Here is a 23,851-nt window from a genome sequence, read left to right on the forward strand (position 1 = left end):
GCCGGTACTCAGATCGGGCCGACCGTCCCGCCCGCTCCTCCTCCTCCTCCGAAGGATCCGGCGGGCGAGCTGGGCCGGATCCTCAGGTACTGGGCCGGCAATCTGCGCCACTGCGCGCTCGCCCCCGGGGACGAATCGGCGATCTACGACTCGGAGTACCGGGAGGTGGGCCGCCGGCGGGTGGACGGTCAGGCCGAGTAGGTCTCCCGGAGCGCCTCGCGGCACAGTGCGTCCGCCCTGCGGGTGGTCTCCGGGAGGCGGTAGGCGGGGGTCAGCGCGAGGGTGTGGGCGCAGGCGTTGTCCAGCGTCGTCCGGTGGCCGACGGAGACGAAGACCGGCTTGACGGTGTCCCGGGTGCGCAGGGCCCGGCCGACCTCCTCGGAGCCGGCGAGGAGCGCGGAGGCGCTGCCGCGCGAGGTGCCCGGCTCGTCGTGGGTGAAGGTGAACGGGTTCTTGGCAACGCCGATCGTGGGCAGGCCGGTCAGGACGCCGAGGTGGCAGGCGAGGCCGAAGCGCCGGGGGTGGGCGATGCCGTAGCCGTCGCAGACGACCAGGCCGGGGCCGCACGGGAGGGCGTCGAGGGCGGCCAGGACCGTGGGGATCTCGCGGAAGGCGAGCAGCCCGGGTACGTAGGGGAAGGAGATCCGGCCCACCGCGGTGGCCTCGGCGACGACTTCGAGGCTCGCCGCGTCGAGGACGACCGCGGCCGCCGCGACGACGTCCCGTTCGTCGTCGTAGGCGACGTCGACACCTGTCACACGGCCGGTCCCGGGCAGCGGGCCCGGCTCGTCGAGGATCACCCGCTCGCGCAGGGCGTCCTGGACGGCGCGGGCCTGCTCCTCGGTGGCGGGCCAGTCCTCGGGGATGCGTACGGTCGTCATGGTGGCCCCGAGCCTACGGGCTCCCCGGTGACCGGACGGAAACGCCCGGGGGTAGGCTCCCGGCCATGTTCGTGCTGGAGCTGACGTACACCGCCCCGCTGGAAGCCGTCGACGCCGTGCTGGAAGAGCACGTGGTGTGGCTCGACGAGCAGTACCGGCAGGGGGTCTTCCTCGCGTCCGGGCGCAAGAACCCCCGCGACGGCGGCGTTATCATCGCCGTCGCGGGGGACCGCGCGCGGATCGAGGAGATCACCGCGGAGGACCCGTTCGTCACCGCGGGCGTGTGCGCGTACCGCGTCACCGAGTTCACGGCGACGAAGACGGCGCCCGCGCTGGAGGCCTACCGGGAGACCCTCTGAGGCGTACGCCTCACTTGCCCAGTGCGCGCTGCAACTGGCTCTTGTTCATGCTGGAACGGCCCTCGACGCCCTTGCGCTTGGCCTCCTGGTACAGCTGGTCGTAGGTGGGTCCCTGGGAACCCTGCCCGGAGCGCTGACCGCCCCGCTTGCCGGAGGACATGTCCTGGGTGGAGGTGCGGCTGGCGGTCTTCGACTCGCCGGAGCGGGCGCGTTCCTTGTTCACCGTCCGTGCGGCGATCTCCTTGGCGCGGCCGGTGCTCTCGCCCCGGTCCTTCGCACTCTCCTTGATGTGCTCGTACTGGCGCTCCCGCTTGGAGCTCGAACCGCGTGGCATACCCGCTCACTTCCTTTCCCGATCAGTGAACGGGTACCCACACTGCCAACGATCAGGGCACCCCGCATGCTCAGTGCTCCAGGCGGGCAACCCGGCCCTTCTCGCCGGCGGCCCAGCACCCGTGGTCCGGGGTGCAGTCGACGGTGTCGTAGGAACCCGTGTCGACGGTCCGCCAGGTGCGGCCGGCGTCCGTGGTGAGGTCGGTGCCGGTGGGGCCGACGGCGAGGGCCGCGGTGCGGCTGTGCGGGAGCCAGGCGACGCCGGAGCGGTAGGCGGGCGGGGCGGTGGCGGCCGGGCGCCAGGTGCGGCCGCCGTCGAAGGAGCGGGCGGCGGCGTTCGGCGAGGGCTGGTCGGGGCGGAAGTCGCCGCCGACGGCGAGGCCGTGGGCTCGGTCGCGGAAGGCCAGCGCGAAGACGCCCCGGGCGGGGTCGCCCGCCGGGAGGGGCGTGTCGGTGGCCGTCCAGGTGCGTCCCCGGTCGGCGGAGTGCAGCACACGCGCGCGCGGCGCCCCGCCGGTGGCCAGCCAGACGTCCTTCGGCCCGGACGTCACCAGGCACTGGCCGCTCGCGGCGAATCCGGCCTCGCCCTCCTGCGCGGCCGGCATGCCCCGGTCCGGCAGCACCTTCCAGCTCCGGCCGCCGTCGCGGGTCGACAGGATGCGGAACTTCCCGTCCACCGGGTCGCTCATCGCGAGACCGTGGCGGTGGTCGAAGAAGGTGAGGCAGTCGTAGAACGCCTTGGGGTCGGTGTTGCGGAAGGACTCGGTCCAGGTCGCTCCGCCGTCGTCGGTGCGGTAGACCCGGGACGCCTCTCCCTCGCCGATGGCCAGGACCACGGCCCGGCGCGCGTCGAACGCCTCGACGTCCCGGAACTGCAACTCCCCCGCGCCCGGCGGCGAGACGTCGCGCCAGGCCGCCCCTCCGTCGGTGGTGCGCAGGACGGTGCCGCCGGTGCCGGCGACCCAGGCGGTGGTCCGGCTGACGGCGGCGAGGCCCCGGAACCGTGCCTCCGGAGCGCCGGTGTCCTTGAGTTCCCAGTGCGGCCCCCGGCCCTGGGGTTCGTGTGCCTGTGCCGGTACGGCGGTCAGGGCTGCCAGTGCCGCCGCGCAGGCCGCCATCGCGGTCGCCCTGCTGCGTGTTCGTCCCGTCCGTCGCGTGCTCCCCATGCGCCTCATGGCCGGGGAAGCTAGCCCACCGCCCGGGCGCCGTCCAGATGGCCTCGCGGGTGCTCCGCGTGGTGTGACGGGCGGTGCGGCGGGCGCCACACGTGCCCTTGAAGTCACACGAGGAGAGTCACGTCACTCCGGTGCATGAACGCGGTGACAGAGGTCACTCGCACTTCGTGTGCACGGATTGGCTGATTCCGTCGTCTCTTCCAGTGCCCGGCCTCATCCGCCCGGAAGTGTCCGTCCAGCCGTCACAAGGGAGCAAGGCGTTGTCCATCGTCATCGAGCAGCCCGTGGAGGCCCGCCTCGTCGCCGCCGCGCCGCGTATGCCGAGCATTCCCGCGACGCTCCACTACGACCGGCGTGATCCTTTCGCCGTCCGCATGACCTTCCCCGCGCCGGCCACGCTGGAGGGCGTCGAGGTCTGCTGGACCTTCTCCCGCGAGCTGCTCGCCGCGGGCCAGAAGGGCGCCGAGGGGCAGGGTGACGTGCGCGTGCGGCCCTACGGCTACGACCGCACGGTGCTGGAGTTCCACGCCCCGGAGGGCACCGCAGTGGTCCACGTCCGCTCGAGCGAGATCCGACGCTTCCTCGAGGCCACGAGCGAGCTCGTGCCCGTCGGTCTGGAGCACCTCCAGCTGGATCTGGACCACGGTCTCGCCGAGCTGATGCGGGACGCGTGCTGAGCTGACGGGCCCCGGGGGCCGTGCCGGGCCCGTGGGCCGCGCCGGGCCCCGAGCCGGGCCGGTGCCGCCCTTGCCTCAGCCGGCCCGGACAGGCCTCAGGGCGACGCCGCCACCGCACGCCCCGCCGTCATCGCCGTGCTCACCTCGCGCACGATCGACGCGAGCCCGGGCACCGACGCGCCCGCCCGTTCCGTCAGCTGCTCGATGCGCCGGTCAGAGGTGTCCTCGTCGAGGAGGTCCGCCGCCGCGGCGAGGACGGCGAGTGCCGCGTCCCGCTCGGAGATCCGGGCGACCGGCAGCGCCCCGTGGAGGATCTGCCGTGTCTCCTCCCGCAGCGCCTCTACGACGGCCACCCGCTCCAGCGCGTACTCCACGGTCGGGAACACACCCAGGACCCGCCGCTTCTCCGCCCGCAGAATCCCGTCGGCCACCAACTGCTCCCGCACGGCGTCGAAGGTCACCCGTGCCCGCAGCGTCACCCACGTCCGCCAGGGGTGCGGGCACGACTCGCGGACGAGTTCGAGCAGCCCGTCGAGGACCGCGTCACCCGCGCTCGCGTCCAGGTCGCCCGGCGTGGCGATGCCGTCCTCGTCGGTGAGCAGGCCGCGCCGGGCCAGCTCGACGAGGGCTCCGGCCCGCACCGGAGCGGGCCGGTGGGCGGTGGCGCCGGCGGCCGGTCCCGCGGCATCCCAGGCCAGCAGGCAGAGCCGGGCCGACAGCGTGAGCGGACCGTTGGACACGGGGCCTCCTCGGGGCGGAACGATCGAGTCGCGCGTTAATTCGTTGACAGGCTCAGAGCGCCCTCCTACGGTGTAAAGCGTCCCTGTTGCCGCCGATTGGAGAAGGACGTTGCTCGTCTGAGGTCCTGAGACACCGCGTCACACCCCTCTGTGGTGTGCGCTGCGTGCGACCTCGGCGTTCGAGCCGTCCCTCCGGTGCAGGGCATTTCTCATGTCCGTGATGTGCCCATGGAGCCTCACCCCCTGGTCGCAGGTGTCTCGACACGCGTTTGCCCCTGACCGCTTCGAGCAACCGCGAATGAGGCCACCATGTCCACCTCCATCACCGTCACGTCCCTTGCGTTCACCTGGCCCGACGGCACCCCCGTCTTCGAGGGCCTGGACGCCTCGTTCGGCCCCGGCCGGACCGGCCTGGTCGGCGTCAACGGGTCCGGAAAGTCGACCCTGTTGAAGCTGGTCGCCGGTGAACTCGCACCCAGCGACGGCACCGTCCGTGTGGCCGGCGAGGTCGGCTACCTGCCGCAGAACGTCACGCTCGACACCGCCCTGCGCGTCGACGAGGTCCTCGGCATCGCCGCACAGCGCGCCGCCCTGCACGCCATCGAGTCGGGCGACGTCTCCGAAGCGCATTTCGAGACCGTCGGCGACGACTGGGACGTCGAGGAGCGCGCCCTCGCCACGCTCGGCGAACTCGGGCTCGGGCACGTCGAGTTGGACCGCACCATCGGCGAGGTGTCCGGGGGCGAGTCGGTCCTGCTGCGGCTGGCCGCGCTGCTGCTGCGCCGGCCCGAGGTGCTGCTGCTGGACGAGCCGACCAACAACCTCGACCTGTACGCCCGTCGGCGGCTGTACGCGGCCGTGCAGTCCTGGCCGGGCGTCATGGTCGTCGTCAGCCACGACCGTGAACTGCTGGACCTCGTCGACCAGATCGCCGATCTGCGTTCCGGTGAGATCACCTGGTACGGCGGCAACTACTCCGACTACGAGGAGGCACTGGAGATCGAGCAGGAGGCGGCCGAGCGCATGGTGCGCGTCGCCGAGTCCGACTTCCGCAAGCAGAAGCGCGAACTGGCCGACGCCCAGGTCAAACTGGCCCGCCGCAAGCGGTACGGGCAGAAGATGTGGGACCAGAAGCGTGAGCCGAAGATCGTCATGGGGGCGCGCAAGCGCGCGGCGCAGGAGTCCGCGGGCAAGCACCGCATCATGCACGAGGAGAAGCTCGCCGAGGCCAGGGAGCGGCTCGACGAGGCGGTGGAGGCCGTACGGGACGACGACGAGATCCGCGTCGACCTGCCGTACACGGCGGTGCCGCCGGGGCGGACCGTCCTCACCCTCCAGGATCTCGGGCTCCGGTACGGCGCCCGGGTGAAGGGCGGCTTCGACCTGCGCGGGCCCGAGCGGGTCGCGCTGATCGGGCGCAACGGCGCGGGCAAGACCACGCTGCTGCGCACGATCACCGGCGAGCTCGCCCCGGAGGCGGGCGAGGTGGTGGCGCACGTCCCACTGCGGTTCCTGCCGCAGCGGCTCGACGTCCTCGACGGGGAGCTGTCCGTCGCCGAGAACGTGGCCCGGTACGCGCCGGACGCCACCAACAACCGGATCCGGGCGCGGCTGGCGCGCTTCCTGTTCCGGGGCGCCCGCGCCGACCAGAAGGCGGCGACGCTGTCCGGCGGCGAACGCTTCCGGGCCGCGCTGGCCGCGCTGATGCTGGCCGAGCCCGCACCGCAGCTGCTCCTGCTGGACGAGCCGACCAACAACCTCGACATGGCGAGCGTCCGGCAGCTCACCACGGCCCTGGATTCGTACGAGGGAGCGCTGGTCGTGGCCAGCCACGACCTGCCGTTCCTGGAGTCGATCGGCATCACGCGCTGGCTGCTGCTGGAGGAAGGAGAACTGCGGGAAATCACGCCAGAGGCTGTCGGGATTTCCTCCTAGCGTCGGTGGCATGACCGACTTCGCACCCGATGCCATCACCCTGACCGGAGCACGCGAGAACAACCTCAAGGACGTCACCCTCCGCATCCCGAAAGGCCGGCTGACCGTGTTCACCGGCGTTTCGGGATCGGGGAAGTCGTCCGTCGTCTTCGACACGATCGCGGTGGAGTCGCAGCGCCAGCTCAACGAGACCTACCCGTGGTTCGTCCGCAACCGGCTGCCCAAGTTCGAGCGGCCGCACGCGGACGGCCTGGAGGACCTCACCCCGGCGATCGTCGTCGACCAGCGGCAGGTCGGCGGCCACTCCCGGTCGACCGTCGGCACCATGACGGACGTCTACTCGGTGATCCGGGTGCTGTTCTCCCGGCACGGCACCCCGAGCGCCGGACCGGCAACGGCCTACTCGTTCAACGACCCGTCGGGCATGTGCCCCGAGTGCGACGGTCTCGGCCGGACGGTACGGCCCGACTGGGACCGCATCCTGGATCCGGACCGCTCCCTCGCCGACGGGGCGGTCCGCTTCCCGCCGTTCGCCGCCGGGACCTGGCAGGGCCAGGCGTACACGAACAGCGACGACCTCGACCCGCACAAGCCGGTGGGGCGGTTCACGGCCGCCGAGCGGGAGTTCCTCATGCGCGGACGGCCCGGCAGCAAGGTCACCGTCAACGGCAGCGGCGGCACCTGGACCACCGAGTACGAGGGGCTGGCCGTCCGCTTCGAGCGGCTGTACCTGAAGCGGGACCTGTCGGCCATGAGCCAGAAGACCCGGGACCTGGTCCGAGCGTTCCTGGTGGAGGGCACCTGCCCGGGCTGCCGCGGGGCACGGCTGAACGCGGCGGCGCTCGTGACCCGGATCAACGGCCGGTCGATCGCCGACTGCGTCCGCATGCAGGTCACCGACCTGATCGCCGTACTGAACGAGATCGACGACCCGGTGGCCGGGCCGATCGCCTCGGCCGCCGTTTCGGCTCTGGAGCGCATCGAGGCGATCGGCCTCGGCTATCTGAGCCTCGACCGGGAGACCGCCACGCTCAGCGGCGGGGAGGGGCAGCGGCTGAAGACCGTGCGGCACCTCGGCTCCAGCCTGACCGGCATGACGTACATCTTCGACGAGCCGAGCGTCGGTCTGCACCCGCGGGACGTGGGCCGCCTCGGCGACCTGCTGCTGCGGCTGCGCGACAAGGGGAACACCGTGCTGGTCGTCGAGCACGACCCGGATGTCATCGCGCTCGCCGACCACGTCGTCGACATGGGGCCGGGCGCCGGTGCCGGTGGCGGCACAGTGGTCTTCGAGGGGACCCCGCGGGAACTGGCCTCCTCCGGCACGCTCACCGGGCGCTGCCTGCGCACCCGCACGGCGGTCAAGGACGAGGTGCGGGAGCCCACCGGTGAGCTGTGGGTCAAGGGCGCCGACCGGCACAACCTGCGGGACGTGACCGTACGGTTCCCGGCCGGGGTGCTCACCGCCGTGACCGGGGTCGCCGGGTCGGGAAAGAGCACCCTGGCAGCGGAGTTCACGGCCGCGCACGAGGAGGCCGTGGTCGTCGACCAGTCGTCGATCGGCATCTCGGGCCGCTCCACCCCGGCGACCTACCTGGGGATCATGGACACGGTCCGGAAGGTCTTCGCCCGCGGGACGGGGGCCGAGGCGGGCCTGTTCAGCTTCAACTCCCACGGCGCCTGCGGCACCTGTGAGGGCCGGGGCGTCATCTACACCGACCTCGCCTTCATGGACCCGGTGACGACGACCTGCCACGACTGCGAGGGGCGGCGCTTCAAGGAGGAGGTGCTGCGGCTGACCGTGCGGGGCAGTTCCGTCGCGGACGTCCTGGAGATGACGGCCGAGCAGGCCCTCGGCTTCTTCGACGACCCGGGCGTACGGCGCCGGCTGAGCGCCCTGCGGGACGTCGGACTCACGTACCTCACCCTCGGCCAGCCCCTCTCCACCCTCTCCGGCGGCGAGCGGCAGCGCATCAAGCTGGCCACGCGACTGCACCGGACGGGCGCGGTCTACGTGCTCGACGAACCGACGACCGGCCTGCACATGGCGGACGTGGAGGGCCTCGTCGCCCTGCTGGACAGGCTGGTCGACGCGGGCAACACGGTCGTGGTGGTCGAGCACAACCTGGCCGTGGTCGCCCGCGCCGACTGGGTGATCGACCTGGGCCCGGACGGCGGCCGGGACGGCGGCCGGATCGTCTTCGAGGGGACGCCCCGGCATCTCCTGGCGGCGGCGGGTTCGTTCACCGGGGAGCATCTGCGGCGGGCGGTGGGGTCGGCGGGCGCCGGCTCGGCGGGTTGAGTTCGGGGGGACGTGGACGGGGTACTGGCGGGTGGTGGAGCAGCCCCTCCCTGTCTCCGCCGCTCCCCGGGGCTGTCCTCTCCCCCGTTCGCCCTGCATGATGGCGGCCGACGCCCGACGGGTTCCGGTCGATCCCGGAAAGCTCCGCCGGTGCGGTCCCGACACGTCCCATCCGATACGGAGTCACGCTCGTGCCCAGCAAGAAGGCCCTCGTCCGCCGCCCCAGCCCGCGCCTCGCCGAAGGGCTGGTGACGCACATCGAGCGGGAGAAGGTCGACGTCGACCTCGCCGTCGAGCAGTGGGAGGCGTACGTGGAGGCCCTGCGCACGCACGGCTGGGAGACCATCGAGGTGGACCCCGCCGACGACTGCCCGGACTCGGTGTTCGTCGAGGACACGGTCGTGATGTACAAGAACGTGGCCCTGATCGCGCGCCCGGGCGCGGACTCCCGGCGCGAGGAGACCGCCGGGGTCGAGGAGGCCGTCGCCGGTCTGGGCTGCTCGGTGAACTGGATCTGGGACCCGGGCACCCTGGAGGGCGGGGACGTCCTGAAGATCGGCGACACCGTCTACGTGGGCCGGGGCGGTCGCACCAACGCCGACGGCGTCCGGCAGCTGCGCGCCGCGTTCGAGCCGCTCGGCGCGCGGGTCGTCTCCGCGCCGGTGAGCAAGGTCCTGCACCTGAAGTCGGCGGTCACGGCGCTGCCGGACGGCACGGTCATCGGGCACATCCCCAAGATGGACACGCCCTCGCTGTTCGCGCGCTTCCTGCCGGTCCCCGAGGAGGCCGGCTCGCACGTCGTCCTGCTCGGCGGCGACAAACTGCTGATGGCGGCGAGCGCGCCGAAGACCGCCGAGCTGTTCGCCGACCTCGGGTACGAACCGGTCGTCGTGGACATCGGCGAGTTCGAGAAGCTCGAGGGATGTGTGACGTGCCTCTCGGTGCGACTGCGGGAGCTGTACGTCTGACCGGACGCGCACATTCCCCGTCCGGGCTCCCGACCTGCGGGTCAGGGGAACCCGACACACGGCTGGGCGACCCCGCTGATCAGCGGCCTTTACGGCACCCTTAACCTACGGCCTCGTAACCTACGGCAACGTAGCCTACGATGCCGTAGGTTCACAGCTCACCGCTCATCCGCTTGTCCCCCTGGAGAGTCCATGACGATCACCACTCCCCACCTCGGCAGCCCGGCCGGCGCCTGGACCGACGCCCAGCTGCTGTATGCCCTGGAGGAAGTGGTCGAGAAGGAACTCAACCGGCATCTGAAGGTCGCCAAGGACTGGATGCCGCACGAGTACGTGCCCTTCAGCGACGGGCGCAACTTCCCCGGTCTCTTCGAAGACGGCGAGGCCTGGGAGAAGGAGCAGTCCAAGGTCACCGAGGTCGGGCGCATCGCGCTCGTCGTCAACCTTCTCACCGAGGACAACCTGCCCAGCTACCACCACGAGATCGCCTCGCTGTTCGGCCGCGACGGCGCCTGGGGCACCTGGGTGCACCGCTGGACCGCGGAGGAGGGCCGGCACGGCATCGTGATGCGCGACTACCTGCTCACCTCGCGCGCCGTGGACCCGGACAAGCTGGAGGAATTCCGGATGTCCCACATGAGCGAGGGCTTCGAGTCGGACAACCGGCACTCGATGCTGCACTCGGTCGCCTACGTGGCCTTCCAGGAGCTCGCGACCCGCGTCTCGCACCGCAACACCGGCCACCAGTCCGGGGACCCGGTCTGCGACCGCATGCTGGCGCGCATCGCCACCGACGAGAACCTGCACATGGTCTTCTACCGGAACCTGCTGAAGGCGGCTTTCGAGCTGGCGCCCGACCTGACGATGATGGCGGTGCGCGACGTCATCGTGAACTTCCGGATGCCCGGCCACGGCATGCCCGGCTTCGAGCGGGCCGCCGCGCAGATGGCGATCGGCGAGATCTACAACATGCGCATCCACCACGACGACGTGCTCCAGCCCGTGCTGCGCTTCCTGAAGGTCATGGAGATCGACGGCCTGGGCCCCGAGGGCCGCAAGGCGCAGGAGGAGCTCGGCCTGTTCATGGGCGGTCTGGACTCCGAGGCATCGAAGTTCGACGAGAAGCTGGCCGCCCGCAAGGCCCGCATGGCGGCCCGGGCCGGCGCCTGACGCCGACCGGCACCCACGCAGACAGGGCCCCGGCCGCCACGAGCGGCCGGGGCCCTGCGCGTTCCGGCAGCGGACAGCGCGGAACCCCGCTCCCGTGGCGGGCCCCACCCCCGTGGCGGGCCCCACTCCCCTGGCGGGCCCACCCCCGTGGCGGCTCCCACTCCCCTGGCGACTACCGCGACACGCGTCGCAGCTCCAGCCGCTCCTTCTCCGAAAGGCCGCCCCAGACGCCGAAGCGCTCGTCGTGGTCCAGCGCGTACTCCAGGCAGGCCGCGCGGATCGGGCACATACCGCAGATCCGCTTCGCCTCCCGCACCGAACTGCCCGGCTCGGGGAAGAAGAAGTCCGCCCCCGTCTGCGCGCACAACGCCTCTTGCTGCCATTCGAGTTCGGGCGAGGTGATCGTGTCGATGTGCATGCCCGAAAGCGTCGCGGGCGCCGAAAAACGTTCGATCAACGCGGGATCAACACGGCGTTCACAGGCCCCGGCCGCATCGATGGTGCCCCGCCGGACGAGGCCGGCGCACGGCGGCGCGCGGCGGCACGGGGAAACATCCGAAACCCGCCGCGGCCGCGCTCCGGCGGCGGTCGGCACCGCGCGGTGGAAGACTCGGCAGTGCAGACGACGGGCCCCCTGTGCGAGGAGGGCGACGATGCTCACCACCCGTTACGTCACCGGCGCTCCGAACTGGATCGATCTCGGCACCCCCGACATCGACGGCGCCGCCGCCTTCTACGGCGGGCTGTTCGGCTGGCGGTTCCAGCCGGGCGGCCCGGAGGTCGGCGGGTACGGCCTGTTCCGGCTCGGGGGCAGGGCGGCCGCCGGAGGCATGCAGACCACGCCGGAGCAGGGCCCGCCGTCCTGGACGGTGTACTTCCAGTCGCCGGACGCGGACGCCACGGCCCGGGCGGCCGAGCAGGCGCACGGCGCGGTGACGGTGCAGCCGATGGACGTCCAGGACCTGGGCCGGATGGCGATCCTCGCGGACCAGGCCGGGGTGCCCTTCGGGGTGTGGCAGCCGGGCCGCAACAAGGGCCTGGAGGTCGTCCAGGAGCACGGCTCGCTGTGCTGGGTCGAGCTGTACACGGCGGACGTCCCGGCCACGGCGGCCTTCTACCACTCCGTGCTCGGTCTGGAGACCTTCGGCGCGGACTTCGCCGGTGGCACGTACACCACGTTCAACCCCGCCGGGGAGAGCGAGGACGCCATGTTCGGCGGTGTCGTCCCGCTGGCCGACGACCCGGGCGAGGAGGAGGCGTACTGGCTGCCGTACTTCGAGGTCGCCGACCCGGACGCCATCGTGGCCAGGGCCGACGAACTGGGTGGCACGGTCCGCCTCCCCGCGACGGACCTCCCGTCCGTCGGCCGCCTCGCCAAACTCGCCGACCCGTACGGCGCCCGCTTCGCGGTGATCCGCAGCGAGCCGCAGCAGGGCTGAGACCGGCCGAGACCCGTCACTGAGACCGGCCGAGACCCGTCACTGAGAGCGGCCGAGGCCTGTCACGAAGAGCGGCATCCGCCGCGCGAGGCCGGGCGCCACGGGTACGGGCTCTCGCCCTCCGCCCGGCTCGGGCTCGGCTTCGCCGTACCACCGGCGGCCCGGCCGGCCGAGGCTCCCGGGCGGCGGGCCGGGACGCCCGCACCTCACGCCGAGCCGCTCGGCGGCCCGATAAGCCCACCGGACGCCGAGCCGCCTCCGGCGACGACGCCCTCTGCCGGCGCGGCCCCTACGCCGACCCCCGCCGCACCAGCGTCGTCGGCAGCACCACGCTCGAAGGGGTCGCCCCGACTCCCTCCCTCGGGGCGTCCCGGTCGAGGCCGCGCAGGAGCAGGCGGGCCATCAGGCGGCCCATCTCCTCTATGTCCTGACGGACCGTCGTGAGGGGCGGATCGGTCTGTTCCGCGACGGGCCGCATGTCGTCGAAGCCGATCACGGCCACGTCGTCGGGGACCCGGCGGCCCGAGCCGCGCAGGACGCGCAGCGCCCCGGAGGCCATGAGGTCGTTGGCGGCGAACACCGCGTCCACGTCCGGGCAGCGCTCCAGAAGCTCGCGCATCGCCCGCTCGCCGCCGGCCGGGGTGAAGTCGGCCTCGGCGATCAGCCGCGGGTCGGCGTCCACCATGACGTCCCGGTAGCCGTCGAGGCGGTCCGCGGCGGAGGTCTGGTCGAGGGCGCCGGTGATGTGCGCGATCCAGGTGCGGCCGAGACCGGCCAGGTGGCGGACGGCGTCGCGGGCACCGCCGCGGTTGTCGCTGTCGACGTAGACCACCTCGCGCCGGTCACCGCTCCAGCCGGGCCGCCCGCCGAAGACGGTGGGGATGCCGGCCCGCTGGATCAGCTCCGGCAGCGGGTCGTCGAGGTGCAGGGAGAAGACGAGGGCCCCGTCGACATGTCCGCCGGCGAGGTAGCGGGCGACCCGGGCGTGGTCGTCCCGGCCCTCCGTGAGCAGCAGCACGAGCTGGTTGTCGTGGGCGGTGAGCTCCTTGCTGATGCCGCGCAACTGGAGCGCGAAGAACGGGTCGGCGAAGACCCGGGTCTCCGGTTCGGCGACGACGACCGCGATCGCGTCGTGCCGCCGGGTCACCAGGGAGCGGGCGGCCTGGTTGGGCACGTACCCGAGCTCGTCGACGGCCTTGCGGACCCGCTCCACGAGGACGTCCCGCACCCCGTCCCCGCCGTTGACCACGCGGGACACGGTGGCCCGCGAGACACCGGCCCGGGCGGCCACGGCCTCCAGGGTGGGACGCGGCGCTGTGTCGGTCACTTCGGGGCTCCTCACCTGCGGCTGCGGATCAGGATAGCCCCGGACACACAGCGTGGTGAGAGCGCTCTCGCGTGCCGATCGGCGCGGACGGGGAGAGCAGCCGCCCGTCAGTGCTCGTGGCCGGCGCCCGCCGGCTCCTCCCCATGCTCGTGCCCGCCACCGGCCGGCTCCTGGCCGTGCTCGTGCGGGTCGTACCCCGGAATGGTGCCGTCCGGCTTCTTCACCAGGAACAGTCCGACCATCCCCATGTCGGAGTGGCTCTGGACGTGACAGTGGTACATCCAGGCGCCGGCACCGACCCCCTCCCCCGCGATCACCTGGAAGCCGAAGGAGTCCGCCGGGCCCGTGATCTTGTTGTCGATGACCTGGCTGGGGTCCTCGGGGCCGGTCAGCATGCCGGTGCGGTTGTCCGCCCAGCGGTGACCGTGCATGTGGAACGTGTGGTAGAACTCGCCGTGCGTGATCACGACGAACTCCACGCGATCCCCCACCGTGGCCTCGAAGTTCGGCCCGGAGTGCGGCGGCTTGTTGTTGATGCGCATGTCGTTGAAGACGACCGTGTGCGTCCGGTCGGGCAGGACGTCGCCCTTGCGGCGGACGACGACCGGGCCGAACAGGCCCTTCTGCAGCCCCACGGTGCCGTGTTCCGTGCCGACGACGTGGTCGTGGTAGTGCCAGTAGCCCGCGCTGCCCGAGCGCCAGGTGCCGTCCCCCCGGCGTCCGGGGGCGTGGGTGCGCCAGGTGTAGGTGCGGGTGCCGCCCGGCTCGACATGACTGCGGTTCATCTTCGTGCCGTCGCTGGTGATCTCGTAGTCCAGGCCGTGGACGTGCAGGCTGACGTCCACGTCCATGGTGTTCTCGAACTCGACGTGCAGTGTGTCGCCTTCGTTGAGCTCGATCAGCGGGCCGGGGATGCTCGCCTTGCCCTTCTCCAGGCCGTAGCCCATCTGCCCGTCGGGGAGCTTCTCGGCGTAGAGCTTGATGCGCTTCACCTCGCCCCCGGCGGGCGCCGTCTTCGCCGGTCCGGCGGCGCTCACGGCCTCCGGCGCCACGGACAACGATGTCGCGACGGCCGCGCCGCCCAGCAGGACCCGCCGGTTGAAGCTGCGTCTGTCCATGCGGAACTCCCCACCCTGGTAAGGCATTTACGGAGGCGTACCTGTGATGAACCTGTGCGACGGTACCGGCCGGGCTCCCGTTTATCCACACTCAAGACAAAGTTGGTGCCATCCCGGTCATAGGTATTGGCGAGATGCGCAAAGGGGTTTAGCTTCCTTGGCGGTGTTGCTGTGACCGAGGAGGTGCCCATGCGCTTACGAGGGTTGAGCAAGTCAAGACGCGTCTGGGCGGCGTCCGTTGCCGCCGGGGTCGTGACCGCCGGGCTGCTGTCGGGCCCCGCCGCGAACGCGCGCCCTTTCCCCGAACCCCCGCTGACAACGATGTCGATCAAGTCGCCGCCGGGCGGCGCGAACGTACGGGTGCTGATCTTCCACGGTTCCGCGGCGGCCGGGGAGGAGTCGCCGGTGGTGAACGCCGGGATCGAGGCCATCGAGGACATCGGTCTGACGGGCCCGGAGAACCGCCGCTTCAAGGTGCAGGCCACCGGTGACGCCTCGGTGTTCACCGACTCCACGAGGCTCGGCCGCTTCAACGCGATCGTCTTCCTGACCGGCGGAGGCGATGTCCTCGACGCGGAGCAGGAGGCGGGCCTGGAGGCCTACATGGAGGCCGGCGGCGGATTCGTCGGCATTCATGACGCGGCCCGCGCGGAGCCGTACTCGGACTGGTTCACCGGCCTGGTGGGTGCCCGCCCGGCCGCCTCGAGCCCGACGGCCGTGCAGCGCGCGACCGTCGAGGTCGGCGACCGCCGGCACCCCGCCAGCAAGGATCTGCCGGTGCAGTGGAAGCGCCCGGACCAGTGGCTGAACTGGGTGAAGAACCCCTCGGGCGACGTGCACACGGTGGCGCGGGTCCGCGAGGCGACCTACCAGCCGGGCTCGGGCTCCAACGGCTGGGACCATCCGGTCAGCTGGTGCCGTGACTACGACGGCGGACGGTCCTTCTACACGGGCATGGGCGGGACGGTGTCGTCGTACGACGAGACCGACTTCCGCGATCATCTGCGCGGCGCGCTGATGTGGACGACACGGCTGGAGCAGGCCGACTGCAAGGCGACCATCAACGCCAACTACGCGGCGGAGCGGCTGACCAAGCCCAACCAGCCAGGACAGAACGACCAGATCGGCGAGCCGCACGGGATGGTCACCGCGCCCGACGGCCGGGTCTTCTACATCGGCCGGGGCGGCGCCGACTCCTCGCAGCCCGTGATCACGGACTGGAACAACCCCGACATCGGCAAGGGCAAGGGCGAGATCCACGTCTACGACCCGAAGACCAAGCAGGTCACCCTGGCCGGCGCGCTCTCCGTCTTCGGCAACAAGGGCGGCGGCGACGAGCTGGTCAAGGTCGAGGAGGGGCTCCTCGGCATCGAGCTGGACCCCGGGTTCGCGCAGAACGGCTGGGTGTATCTGCACTACACGCCGCACGAGCGGATCAACCGCGAGACGCGGATGGCGGAGCGGCGGGTCTCCCGGTTCACGCTCGACCAGGCCACGAACAAGCTGGATCTCGCCAGTGAGAAGGTCCTGCTGAAGTGGCCGGTGCAGATCCACAGTTGCTGTCACGCGGGCGGCGGGATGGCCTGGGACTCCAAGGGCAACCTGTACATCGCCACCGGCGACAACAACTCCAGTGGCTTCAGCTCCGGCTACTCGGGCAACAACCCGGAGCCGAACTACAAGGGCGTCTCCTTCGCGGACGCGCGCCGCACCGCGGGCAACACCAACAACCTCAACGGCAAGATCCTGCGCATCCACCCGGAGCCGGACGGGACGTACACGCTGCCCCAGGGCAATCTCTTCACCGGTAAGGAGCCCGACGAGGGCGGCGGCAAGACGCGCGGCGAGATCTATGTGATGGGCGTCCGCAACCCGGCACGCATCTCCGTCGACAAGTCGACCGACGTGCTCTACGCGGGCTGGGTCGGCCCGGACGCGAGTGCGCCCTCGACGACCTGGGGCCCGGCGAAGTACGACACGTTCGCCGCCATCACCGAGGCGGGCAACCGCGGCTGGCCGTACTGCATGGGCAACAAGCAGCCCTACCGGGACCGGAATCTGCCGGACCCGTCCAAGCCGCTGGGCTGGTACGACTGCGACCACCCGAAGAACGAGTCGCCGAACAACGACGGCCTGGTCGACCTGCCGCCGGTGGCCGGCAACAACATCTGGTACTCGCCCTCGGGCGGCGGCCCGGACTACCCGCGGGACGCGAACGGCGTCCCGTCGTACAAGCCGGCGGAGGCCACCTACCGGCTGCCCTGGCTGAAGGGCGGCGGGCAGGCCGCGATGAACGGGCCGGTCTACCGCTCCGCCACGGTCGCGGCCGACAGCGCCGTGAAGTGGCCGGCGTACTGGGACGGCAAGTGGTTCGTCGGTGACTTCTACGACGCCGACCAGCCGCGCAACGCGGTGCTCATGGACCCGAAGACGCAAGGCGACGGCGGTCTGCCGGTGCACTCGGAGTCGCTGAAGAAGATCGTGCCGATCGGCAACGACGGCATCAAGAACCTGATGGACTGGAAGTTCGGTCCGGACGGCGCGCTGTACGTCCTCGACTACGGGCGCGGCTTCTTCACCTCGGACTCCAAGTCGGCTCTGTGGCGGGTCACCTACAAGGGCGGCGGGCCCACACCGGCCGCAGGCCAGTTGGCGAGGGGGAGCGAGTGATCCGGCACCGAAGAGTCTGGGCCGCCCTGCTGGCCGCCCTGCTGATGATGCTCGGCGTGCAGGCACTGCCCGCCGCCGGGCAGCCCGGGAAACAGGCCGCCGACCAGGTGCTCACCTGGACGGCCGGCAACGACATCGACAAGTACCTCTCGGCGCCGAAGACGGCGGTCGCCGGCACGGCCACGATCGTCTTCGAGAACAGCGCGGCCACCGGCAACACCACGGGCATGCCGCACACCCTGACGTTCGTGACCAGCGACCCCGAGTTCAACAGCGATGTGCAGCTCAACATCCTGGCCAACCCGAACGACGCCCAGGGCGGCAAGCACACCGCCCAGGTCACGCTCACGCCCGGCCGGTACTTCTACCACTGCACGATCCCCGGCCACGGCCAGATGCAGGGCATCCTGACGGTGACCGAGGGCACCGGCGAGGACACCACGGCGCCCGAGGCGTCGGCGCACGTGAGCGGCACGCAGAACGCGCAGGGCGAGTACGTCGGTTCGGCGAGCGTGGCGCTGCACGCCACCGACGAGGGCGGCTCCGGCGTGGAGCGGATCGAGTACGCGATCGGCGACGCGGGCGCCTGGCAGCCGTACACCGCGCCGGTCGTCGTCGACCAGGTCGGCAGCCACACGGTCCGCTACCGCGCGTTCGACAAGGCGGGGAACGTGTCCGCCGAGAAGAACGCCGCGTTCACCGTCGTCGCACCCCAGTCGGACGACACCACCGCGCCGGACACCTCGGCGACGGTGAGCGGTGAGCGCGACGCCGACGGGGCGTACATCGACATGGCGACGGTCACCGTCTCGGCCTCCGACACGGGAACCGGGGTCAACACGATCGAGTACGCGATCGGCTCCGGCGCCTGGCAGCCGTACACCGCGCCCGTCATGGTGCACCAGGTGGGGACGCACACCGTCCGCTACCGCGCCACCGACAAGGCGGGCAACGTGGCGGCGGAGAAGAACGTGCGGTTCACGGTCGTCGCGGCGCCGCCCGCGGACACCACAGCGCCGGTGACGGGCGTGACCGTGGAGGGCACGAAGAACGCGAACGGCGCCTACGTCAACAGTGCCCGGGTGACGGTCACCGCGACCGACGAGCACGGCTCGGGCGTCGAGCGGATCGAGTACTCGCTGGACGGCGGCCCGTACCTGGCGTACTCGGCGCCGGTGGTGGTCGACCGGGCGGGCGCCCACACCGTGGCGTACCGGGCGACGGACAAGGCGGGCAACACCGCCGCGGCCCGCACGGTGACCTTCACGGTCGTCTCCGGGCAGGTACCGGCACCCGACTGCCCGGAGTACGACGAGCGGCTGACGGTGATCGTCGGCACGGTCGACTCCGGCGTGCGCAACCGGGTGACCGACAACCGATGCCGGATCGGCGAGCTGATCGAGGACGAGAAGGAGTGGACGTCCCAGGCGCTGTTCCTCAAGCACGTGAACTCCGTCCTGGACGCGCTGCTGAAGGAAGGCGTGGTCGACGAGCGGGAGTCCAAGGCGATCCGGAAGGCGGCCCGGCAGTCCGCGATCGGCAAGCCGGGGCAGACCGAGGGCTACCGTGCGCTCTTCGACGGCACCGCGGAGTCCCTGGCCAAGTGGCAGCAGGTGGGCGGCGGTTCGTTCGGGCTGAACCCGGACGGGACGATCACCTCCAGCACCACGACGCCCGGGATGGGCATGCTGTGGTTCCCGGAGCGCAAGTACGGCGACTTCTCGCTGAAGCTCCAGTGGCGTGACGACGCCCCGGGCACGGGCAACGCCAACTCCGGTGTGTTCGTGCGCTTCCCGTGGGTCCACGACCATCCGGAGGAGTCCCGCCCCGAGTGGGTCGCGATCAAGTACGGGCACGAGGTGCAGGTGCTCGACCGGCCCGACGGCGACATGTACAAGACGGGCTCGGTCTACGGCTTCGACCGGGTGGGCCTGGCCGGCGCGGGCGTGACGCAGAAGGGCACCTGGAACGACTACGAGATCCGGGTGGAGGGCCAGCACTACTCGGTGTTCCGCAACGGTGTACTGATCAACGAGTTCGACAACACCGGCGGCCAGGAGTTCAGCCCGCCGCGCTCGGACGACCCGGGCACGGACGGGCGGCGGTTCGCCTCCGGCTACATCGGGCTCCAGGTGCACGGCACGGCGGATGTGGTCTCGTACCGGGACATCCGGATCAAGGAGCTGTAGGAGGTTCCTTCTCCTTGCGGGCTCTGCTCGGCTGTACCCGTCTGGGCTCCCCCGGCATCTTCGGATACTCGGGCGGGTACGGCAGATCGCCCAGTCCGTGGTCGTGTTCGTCGCGGCGGGCGAGGTCGAGCAGGGCTTCCAGGGAGTAGCGGTGGTCGTCCATGTCCGCGTGCACGTCGCCGAGTTCGGCGAAGCGCGCGGGCATGGTCGCGAGGTCGAAGTCCTGGGGGTGCGCGATGCCGACCTCGTCCCAGCGCAGGGGCGCGGAGACGGGGGCGTGCGGGCGGGGGCGTACGGAGTAGGCGGAGGCGATCGTGCGGTCGCGTGCCGTCTGGTTGTAGTCGATGAAGATGCGCTCGCCGCGCTCCTCCTTCCACCACTTGATGGTCACGTGCTCGGGCATCCGCCGTTCCATCTCCCGGCCGACGGCGATGGCGGCGCGGCGGACCTGGGTGAAGGTCCAGCGCGGCTCGATGGGCACGAAGACGTGCAGTCCCCGGCCGCCGGAGGTCTTGGGGAAGCCCCGCAGTCCGCCGAACTCGTCGAGCACCGCCCGCAGTTCGTGGGCGGCGCGGGCGGCGTCGTCGTAGTCGGTGCCGGGCTGCGGGTCGAGGTCGATGCGGAGTTCGTCCGGGTGGTCGACGTCGTCGCGGCGTACCGGCCAGGGGTGGAAGGTGAGGGTGCCGAACTGGGCGGCCCACACCACCGCTCCGGCCTCGGTGGGGCACATCTCGTCGGCGCTGCGGCCGCTGGGGAAGGTGATGTGCGCGGTCGGGATCCAGTCGGGCATGTTCTTCGGCGCCCGCTTCTGGAAGAAGTTCTCGCCGTTCACGCCTTCCGGGTAGCGCTCCAGGGTGGTGGGCCGGTCGCGCAGGGCGCGCAGGATGCCGGGGCCGACGGCGATGTAGTAGCGGGCGAGGTCCAGCTTGGTGAAGCCGCGCTCCGGGAAGAACATCTTGTCCGGGCTGGACAGCCGTACGGTCCGGCCGGCCACCTCCAGTTCCACCGCGTCACCCATGCCCGCCACGGTAGGCGTAGCCCGCACACCCCGCATATCGGGCGCCTCGGGGCGCATCAGAGCAGAATCGATCCATGGATCTGCCGGTGATGCCCCCTGTCCTGCCGATGCTCGCCAAGTCCGTGGCGGCGATCCCCGCGGGCATGCAGTACGAGGCGAAGTGGGACGGGTTCCGGGCGATCGTGTTCCGTGACGGGGACGAGGTCGAGCTGGGCAGCCGCACGGGGAAGCCTCTGACCAGGTACTTTCCCGAGCTTGTGACGGCCGTGCGGGAGCGGCTGCCCGAGCGGTGCGTGGTGGACGGGGAGATCGTGATCGCGCGCGAGGGGCATCTGGACTTCGACGCGCTGACGGAGCGGATCCATCCGGCGGACTCCCGGGTGCGGACGCTGGCGGAGCGGACTCCGGCGTCGCTCGTCGTGTTCGATGTGCTGGCGCTGGGGGACGAGGCGCTGATGGACACGCCGCTGACCGAGCGGCGGGAGCGGCTGACCGCTGCGCTGTCCGGGGTGCGGGCGCCGGTGCACCTGGCGCCGGCGACCACCGACATCGAGGTGGCACGGCAGTGGTTCGAGGAGTACGAGGGCGCAGGACTGGACGGGGTCATCGCCAAGCCCCTGACGGTGCGCTACCGGCCGGACCAGCGCGCCATGTTCAAGATCAAGCACGAGCGGACGGCGGACGTCGTGGTCGCCGGGTACCGGCTGCACAAGAGCGGTCCGGTGGTCGGTTCGCTGCTGCTCGGCCTGTACGACGACCGCGGGACCCTCCAGCACGTGGGTGTCTCCGCCGCCTTCACGATGAAGCGGCGTGCGGAGCTGGTGGAGGAGCTGGAGCCGCTGCGCCTGGACGACGTGACGGGGCATCCGTGGGCGGCCTGGTCCGAGGAGGCCGCGCACGAAAAGGCCCGGCTGCCGGGGGCGCCGAGCCGCTGGTCGGGCCGCAAGGACCTGTCGTGGGTGCCGCTCAGGCCGGACCGGGTGGCCGAGGTGGCGTACGACCACATGGAGAACGGGCAGCGCTTCCGGCACACTGCCCGTTTCCGCCGCTGGCGCCCGGACCGGACCCCCGAGAGCTGCACGTACGCACAGCTGGAGGAGCCGGTCCGCTACGACTTGGCGGAGATCCTCGGCGGCTAGCAGCGCCTCACGGCTGCATGAGGACCTTGACCGCGCCGTCCTGCTTGCGCTGGAACATCTCGTAGGCGTGCGGCGCCTCGGACAGCGGCACATGGTGGGTGGCGAAGTCGTCCACGCCGAGGGGGTCCTCGTCGGTCAGGTACGGGACGATGTCGTCGCTCCAGCGGCGGACGTTGGCCTGGCCCATCCGCATCTGGATCTGCTTGTCGAACAGGGTGAGCAGCGGCAGCGGGTCCGCCATGCCGCCGTAGACGCCGGACAGCGAGATGGTGCCGCCGCGGCGCACCAGGTCGATGGCGGTGTAGAGCGCGGCGAGGCGGTCGACGCTGAAGCGCTCGGCGATGGGGGCGCCGATCTTGCGGGGCAGGATCGCCGCGGCGTTCTGCACCATGCGCGCGGCCGCGCTGCCGTGGGCCTCGGTGCCGACGGCGTCGATCACGGCGTCGGGTCCGCGGCCGTCGGTCTGGTCACGGATCGCTTCGACGAGTTCCTTCTCGTCGTCGAAGGACCTCAGGTCGAAGGTCTCCACGCCCCGCGCCTTCGCCCGGCGCAGCCGCTCCGGGACCAGGTCGACGCCGAACACCTGCCCGGCGCCCTGCACCTGGGCGACACGGCAGGCCATGTCGCCGATGGGGCCCAGACCGAGCACCGCGACGCTGCCGCCCTTCGGGACGTCGGCGTAGGCGACGGCCTGCCAGGCGGTGGGCAGGACGTCGGAGAGGTAGACGAAGCGGTCGTCGGGCGGGCCCTCGGGGACCTTGATCGGGCCGAACTGCGCCTGTGGAACGCGCAGGTACTCGGCCTGGGCGCCGGGCACCGCGCCGTACAGGCGGGTGTAGCCGAACAGGGCGGCGCCCATGCCCTCGCCCTGGACCTGGGTGGTCTCGCACTGGGTGGGAAGGCCGGTGAGGCACATCCAGCAGGTGCCGCAGGCGATCTGGAACGGCACGACGACCCGGTCCCCCACCTGGAGGTCCGGCACGCCGGCGCCGACCTCCTCGACGATGCCCATGGGCTCATGGCCGAGGATGTCGCCCGGCGTCATGAACGGGGTGAGCACTTCGTACAAGTGCAGGTCGGACCCGCACAGCCCGGTGGAGGTGATGCGGATGACCGCGTCCGTCGGCTCCTGGATCGTCGGATCGGGCACGTTCTCCACCCGCACGTCCCGCTTGCCCTGCCAGGTCACTGCCCTCATCGCCTCGCGCTCCCTCCGTAGCGTGCGCGTCGGTCGTACGGCGCCGTCCGGGTACCCGGACGCCCCGCGCTGAACCTTGCGCCGATCGACGGACGCGGCGGAGACACTTCCTCGTCCAGAACGGTCGCCTGTGGCCATCGATGTTCAGATAAGCGCACAATCAAGACAGATCGATGACAAGAGGCGCGGTGGCGACGGTGGGCATGGGACGAGGGGCGCGCGGACGGCGTGCCGCGACGACGGCGGCGCTGCTGGCCGCCACGGTGACGCCCGCGCTGGCGGCGGGCTGCACGACCGGGGGCGGTGGCCCGAGCGACGACGGACGGGGGTCACCGAAGGAGTCGAGGCAGGAGGAATCGCCCTCGGCGAGCGTCCCCGCCCCTCTCGTCGTCAAGATCGACAACGCCGCCCCGGCCCGCCCGCACACGGGCGTCGACGCCGCGGACGTGGTCTACGCGGAACAGGTCGAGGGCGGGCTGAGCCGGCTGATGGCCGTGTACGCGACCCGGCTGCCGAAGACCGTGGGGCCGGTGCGCAGCGCACGCGAGTCGGATCTGGAGCTGCTGCGCCAGTTCGACCGGCCCACGCTGGCCTTCTCCGGCGCGCAGAAGAAGCTCCTGCCGCTGATCGACAAGGCGCCGCTGCGGGCGGAGACACCGGGCAACGCCGCCAACGCCTTCTTCCGCGACTCCGGCAGGCCCGCCCCGCACAACCTCTACCTGCGGCCCGAGCGGATCGTGCCCGAGGTCCCGGGGAAGGCCGCCCTGACCACCGGATTCCACTACGGGGCGCCGCCCGCGGGCGGCACGGCGACGGCGTCCCGGACGGTGCGCTACCCGGCGGCCGGTTTCACCTTCACCTGGTCGGACTCCCGCGACCGCTGGCTGGTCGGCATGGACGGCACGCCCGCGACGACGGCCGACGGTGAGCGGATGGCGGCCGCGACGGTCGTCGTGCAGTACGTGAAGGTACGCGAGTCCGCCTTCCGGGACTTCCTCGGCAACAACACGCCGTACACCGAGACGGTCGGCTCGGGGAAGGCGACGGTGCTGCGCGACGGGCGGGCCTGGGACGTGCACTGGAAGCGGGAGAAGGCAGCGGACGGCACGACGTTCACCACCGGTGACGGCACGCCGGTGAACTTCGCGAACGGCCAGGTGTGGGTGGTGTTCGCCAGAACGCCCTGACCGGCCCGCCGTCCGCCGGACCCCGC

The 23,851-nt window shown here is 71.6% G+C and carries 21 protein-coding genes; 12 read left to right on the top strand and 9 right to left on the bottom strand.

The annotated features are described in order from the left end of the window. Positions 1-12: 12 nt before the first annotated feature. Complete coding sequence (locus IE153_RS41410; protein WP_229828782.1) at positions 13-201, top strand: hypothetical protein; 189 nt, start codon at positions 13-15, stop codon at positions 199-201. On the opposite strand, the gene IE153_RS03150 is transcribed toward IE153_RS41410, so the two are convergent. Further along, entirely contained in the window at positions 189-881 is a 693-nt protein-coding gene (locus IE153_RS03150) for an endonuclease V (protein WP_189588193.1), read from the bottom strand. The two genes, IE153_RS41410 and IE153_RS03150, sit on opposite strands and share 13 nt — an antisense overlap. Positions 882-946: 65 nt before the next feature. Here IE153_RS03150 and IE153_RS03155 point away from each other — a divergent pair, with 65 nt between their 5' ends. Beyond that, positions 947-1,240 (top strand): YciI family protein, encoded by a 294-nt coding sequence (locus IE153_RS03155; protein WP_107453970.1) that lies wholly within the window; start codon positions 947-949, stop codon positions 1,238-1,240. A gap of 10 nt (positions 1,241-1,250) precedes the next feature. On the opposite strand, the gene IE153_RS03160 is transcribed toward IE153_RS03155, so the two are convergent. Further along, a complete protein-coding gene (locus tag IE153_RS03160) occupies positions 1,251-1,574 on the bottom strand; it encodes a hypothetical protein (RefSeq protein WP_030840999.1) in 324 nt (107 codons plus the stop codon). A 70-nt stretch (positions 1,575-1,644) separates the two neighbouring features. Next, positions 1,645-2,691 carry a WD40/YVTN/BNR-like repeat-containing protein gene (locus IE153_RS03165; protein ID WP_189588194.1) on the bottom strand — a complete coding sequence of 349 codons (1,047 nt, stop codon included), beginning with the start codon at positions 2,689-2,691 and terminating at the stop codon, positions 1,645-1,647. Between the two features lie 317 nt (positions 2,692-3,008). Between IE153_RS03165 and ssgD the strand changes: the two genes are divergently transcribed. Then, positions 3,009-3,425, top strand: coding sequence for a spore wall synthesis regulator SsgD (ssgD, locus tag IE153_RS03170; protein ID WP_031109063.1), 417 nt, complete (start codon positions 3,009-3,011; stop codon positions 3,423-3,425). Positions 3,426-3,520: 95 nt separating this feature from the next. Here the strand turns inward: ssgD and IE153_RS03175 are convergent, their stop codons facing one another. Continuing rightward, complete coding sequence (locus IE153_RS03175; RefSeq protein ID WP_189588196.1) at positions 3,521-4,165, bottom strand: GOLPH3/VPS74 family protein; 645 nt, start codon at positions 4,163-4,165, stop codon at positions 3,521-3,523. 309 nt (positions 4,166-4,474) lie between these two features. Here IE153_RS03175 and IE153_RS03180 point away from each other — a divergent pair, with 309 nt between their 5' ends. The 4 genes from IE153_RS03180 (at position 4,475) to IE153_RS03195 (ending at position 10,540) form a co-directional block, all read left to right on the top strand. Beyond that, a complete protein-coding gene (locus tag IE153_RS03180) occupies positions 4,475-6,100 on the top strand; it encodes an ABC-F family ATP-binding cassette domain-containing protein (protein ID WP_189588198.1) in 1,626 nt (541 codons plus the stop codon). 10 nt (positions 6,101-6,110) lie between these two features. Next, complete coding sequence (locus IE153_RS03185; RefSeq protein ID WP_189588200.1) at positions 6,111-8,402, top strand: ATP-binding cassette domain-containing protein; 2,292 nt, start codon at positions 6,111-6,113, stop codon at positions 8,400-8,402. A 191-nt stretch (positions 8,403-8,593) separates the two neighbouring features. Beyond that, the gene (gene ddaH / locus IE153_RS03190; protein ID WP_189588202.1) at positions 8,594-9,370 is read left to right on the top strand and encodes a dimethylargininase; all 777 of its coding nucleotides are present in this window, start codon (positions 8,594-8,596) and stop codon (positions 9,368-9,370) included. A gap of 192 nt (positions 9,371-9,562) precedes the next feature. Then, positions 9,563-10,540 (top strand): acyl-ACP desaturase, encoded by a 978-nt coding sequence (locus tag IE153_RS03195; protein ID WP_189588204.1) that lies wholly within the window; start codon positions 9,563-9,565, stop codon positions 10,538-10,540. A gap of 172 nt (positions 10,541-10,712) precedes the next feature. Here IE153_RS03195 and IE153_RS03200 read toward each other — a convergent pair whose 3' ends face one another. After that, the gene (locus IE153_RS03200; RefSeq protein ID WP_030841026.1) at positions 10,713-10,958 is read right to left on the bottom strand and encodes a WhiB family transcriptional regulator; all 246 of its coding nucleotides are present in this window, start codon (positions 10,956-10,958) and stop codon (positions 10,713-10,715) included. 235 nt (positions 10,959-11,193) lie between these two features. Between IE153_RS03200 and IE153_RS03205 the strand changes: the two genes are divergently transcribed. Continuing rightward, complete coding sequence (locus IE153_RS03205; RefSeq protein WP_189588205.1) at positions 11,194-11,979, top strand: VOC family protein; 786 nt, start codon at positions 11,194-11,196, stop codon at positions 11,977-11,979. Positions 11,980-12,268: 289 nt separating this feature from the next. Here the strand turns inward: IE153_RS03205 and IE153_RS03210 are convergent, their stop codons facing one another. Together IE153_RS03210 and IE153_RS03215 are read right to left on the bottom strand one after the other, a co-directional pair. Continuing rightward, positions 12,269-13,306, bottom strand: coding sequence for a LacI family DNA-binding transcriptional regulator (locus IE153_RS03210; RefSeq protein ID WP_189588207.1), 1,038 nt, complete (start codon positions 13,304-13,306; stop codon positions 12,269-12,271). A gap of 107 nt (positions 13,307-13,413) precedes the next feature. Then, complete coding sequence (locus tag IE153_RS03215) at positions 13,414-14,424, bottom strand: multicopper oxidase domain-containing protein (protein WP_189588209.1); 1,011 nt, start codon at positions 14,422-14,424, stop codon at positions 13,414-13,416. A gap of 189 nt (positions 14,425-14,613) precedes the next feature. Between IE153_RS03215 and IE153_RS03220 the strand changes: the two genes are divergently transcribed. Further along, positions 14,614-17,094: a ThuA domain-containing protein gene (locus tag IE153_RS03220; RefSeq protein WP_189588210.1), complete on the top strand. Its 2,481-nt coding sequence runs from the start codon at positions 14,614-14,616 to the stop codon at positions 17,092-17,094. Between the two features lie 44 nt (positions 17,095-17,138). Then, a complete protein-coding gene (locus IE153_RS03225) occupies positions 17,139-19,283 on the top strand; it encodes an OmpL47-type beta-barrel domain-containing protein (protein ID WP_189588540.1) in 2,145 nt (714 codons plus the stop codon). Here the strand turns inward: IE153_RS03225 and ligD are convergent. Then, a complete protein-coding gene (gene ligD, locus IE153_RS03230; RefSeq protein WP_189588211.1) occupies positions 19,270-20,301 on the bottom strand; it encodes a non-homologous end-joining DNA ligase in 1,032 nt (343 codons plus the stop codon). The genes IE153_RS03225 and ligD overlap by 14 nt on opposite strands. 74 nt (positions 20,302-20,375) lie before the next feature. On the opposite strand from ligD, the gene IE153_RS03235 reads away from it, so the two are divergent. Beyond that, positions 20,376-21,440: an ATP-dependent DNA ligase gene (locus IE153_RS03235; protein WP_189588212.1), complete on the top strand. Its 1,065-nt coding sequence runs from the start codon at positions 20,376-20,378 to the stop codon at positions 21,438-21,440. Between the two features lie 7 nt (positions 21,441-21,447). Here the strand turns inward: IE153_RS03235 and IE153_RS03240 are convergent, their stop codons facing one another. Beyond that, on the bottom strand, positions 21,448-22,638 hold the full coding sequence (locus tag IE153_RS03240) for a zinc-dependent alcohol dehydrogenase (RefSeq protein ID WP_189588216.1): 1,191 nt from the start codon (positions 22,636-22,638) through the stop codon (positions 21,448-21,450). A 173-nt stretch (positions 22,639-22,811) separates the two neighbouring features. Between IE153_RS03240 and IE153_RS03245 the strand changes: the two genes are divergently transcribed. Continuing rightward, entirely contained in the window at positions 22,812-23,825 is a 1,014-nt protein-coding gene (locus IE153_RS03245) for a DUF3048 domain-containing protein (RefSeq protein WP_438817895.1), read from the top strand. Positions 23,826-23,851: the final 26 nt, after the last annotated feature.

Source organism: Streptomyces massasporeus (genome assembly GCF_014648995.1).
Taxonomy (GTDB): domain Bacteria; phylum Actinomycetota; class Actinomycetes; order Streptomycetales; family Streptomycetaceae; genus Streptomyces; species Streptomyces massasporeus.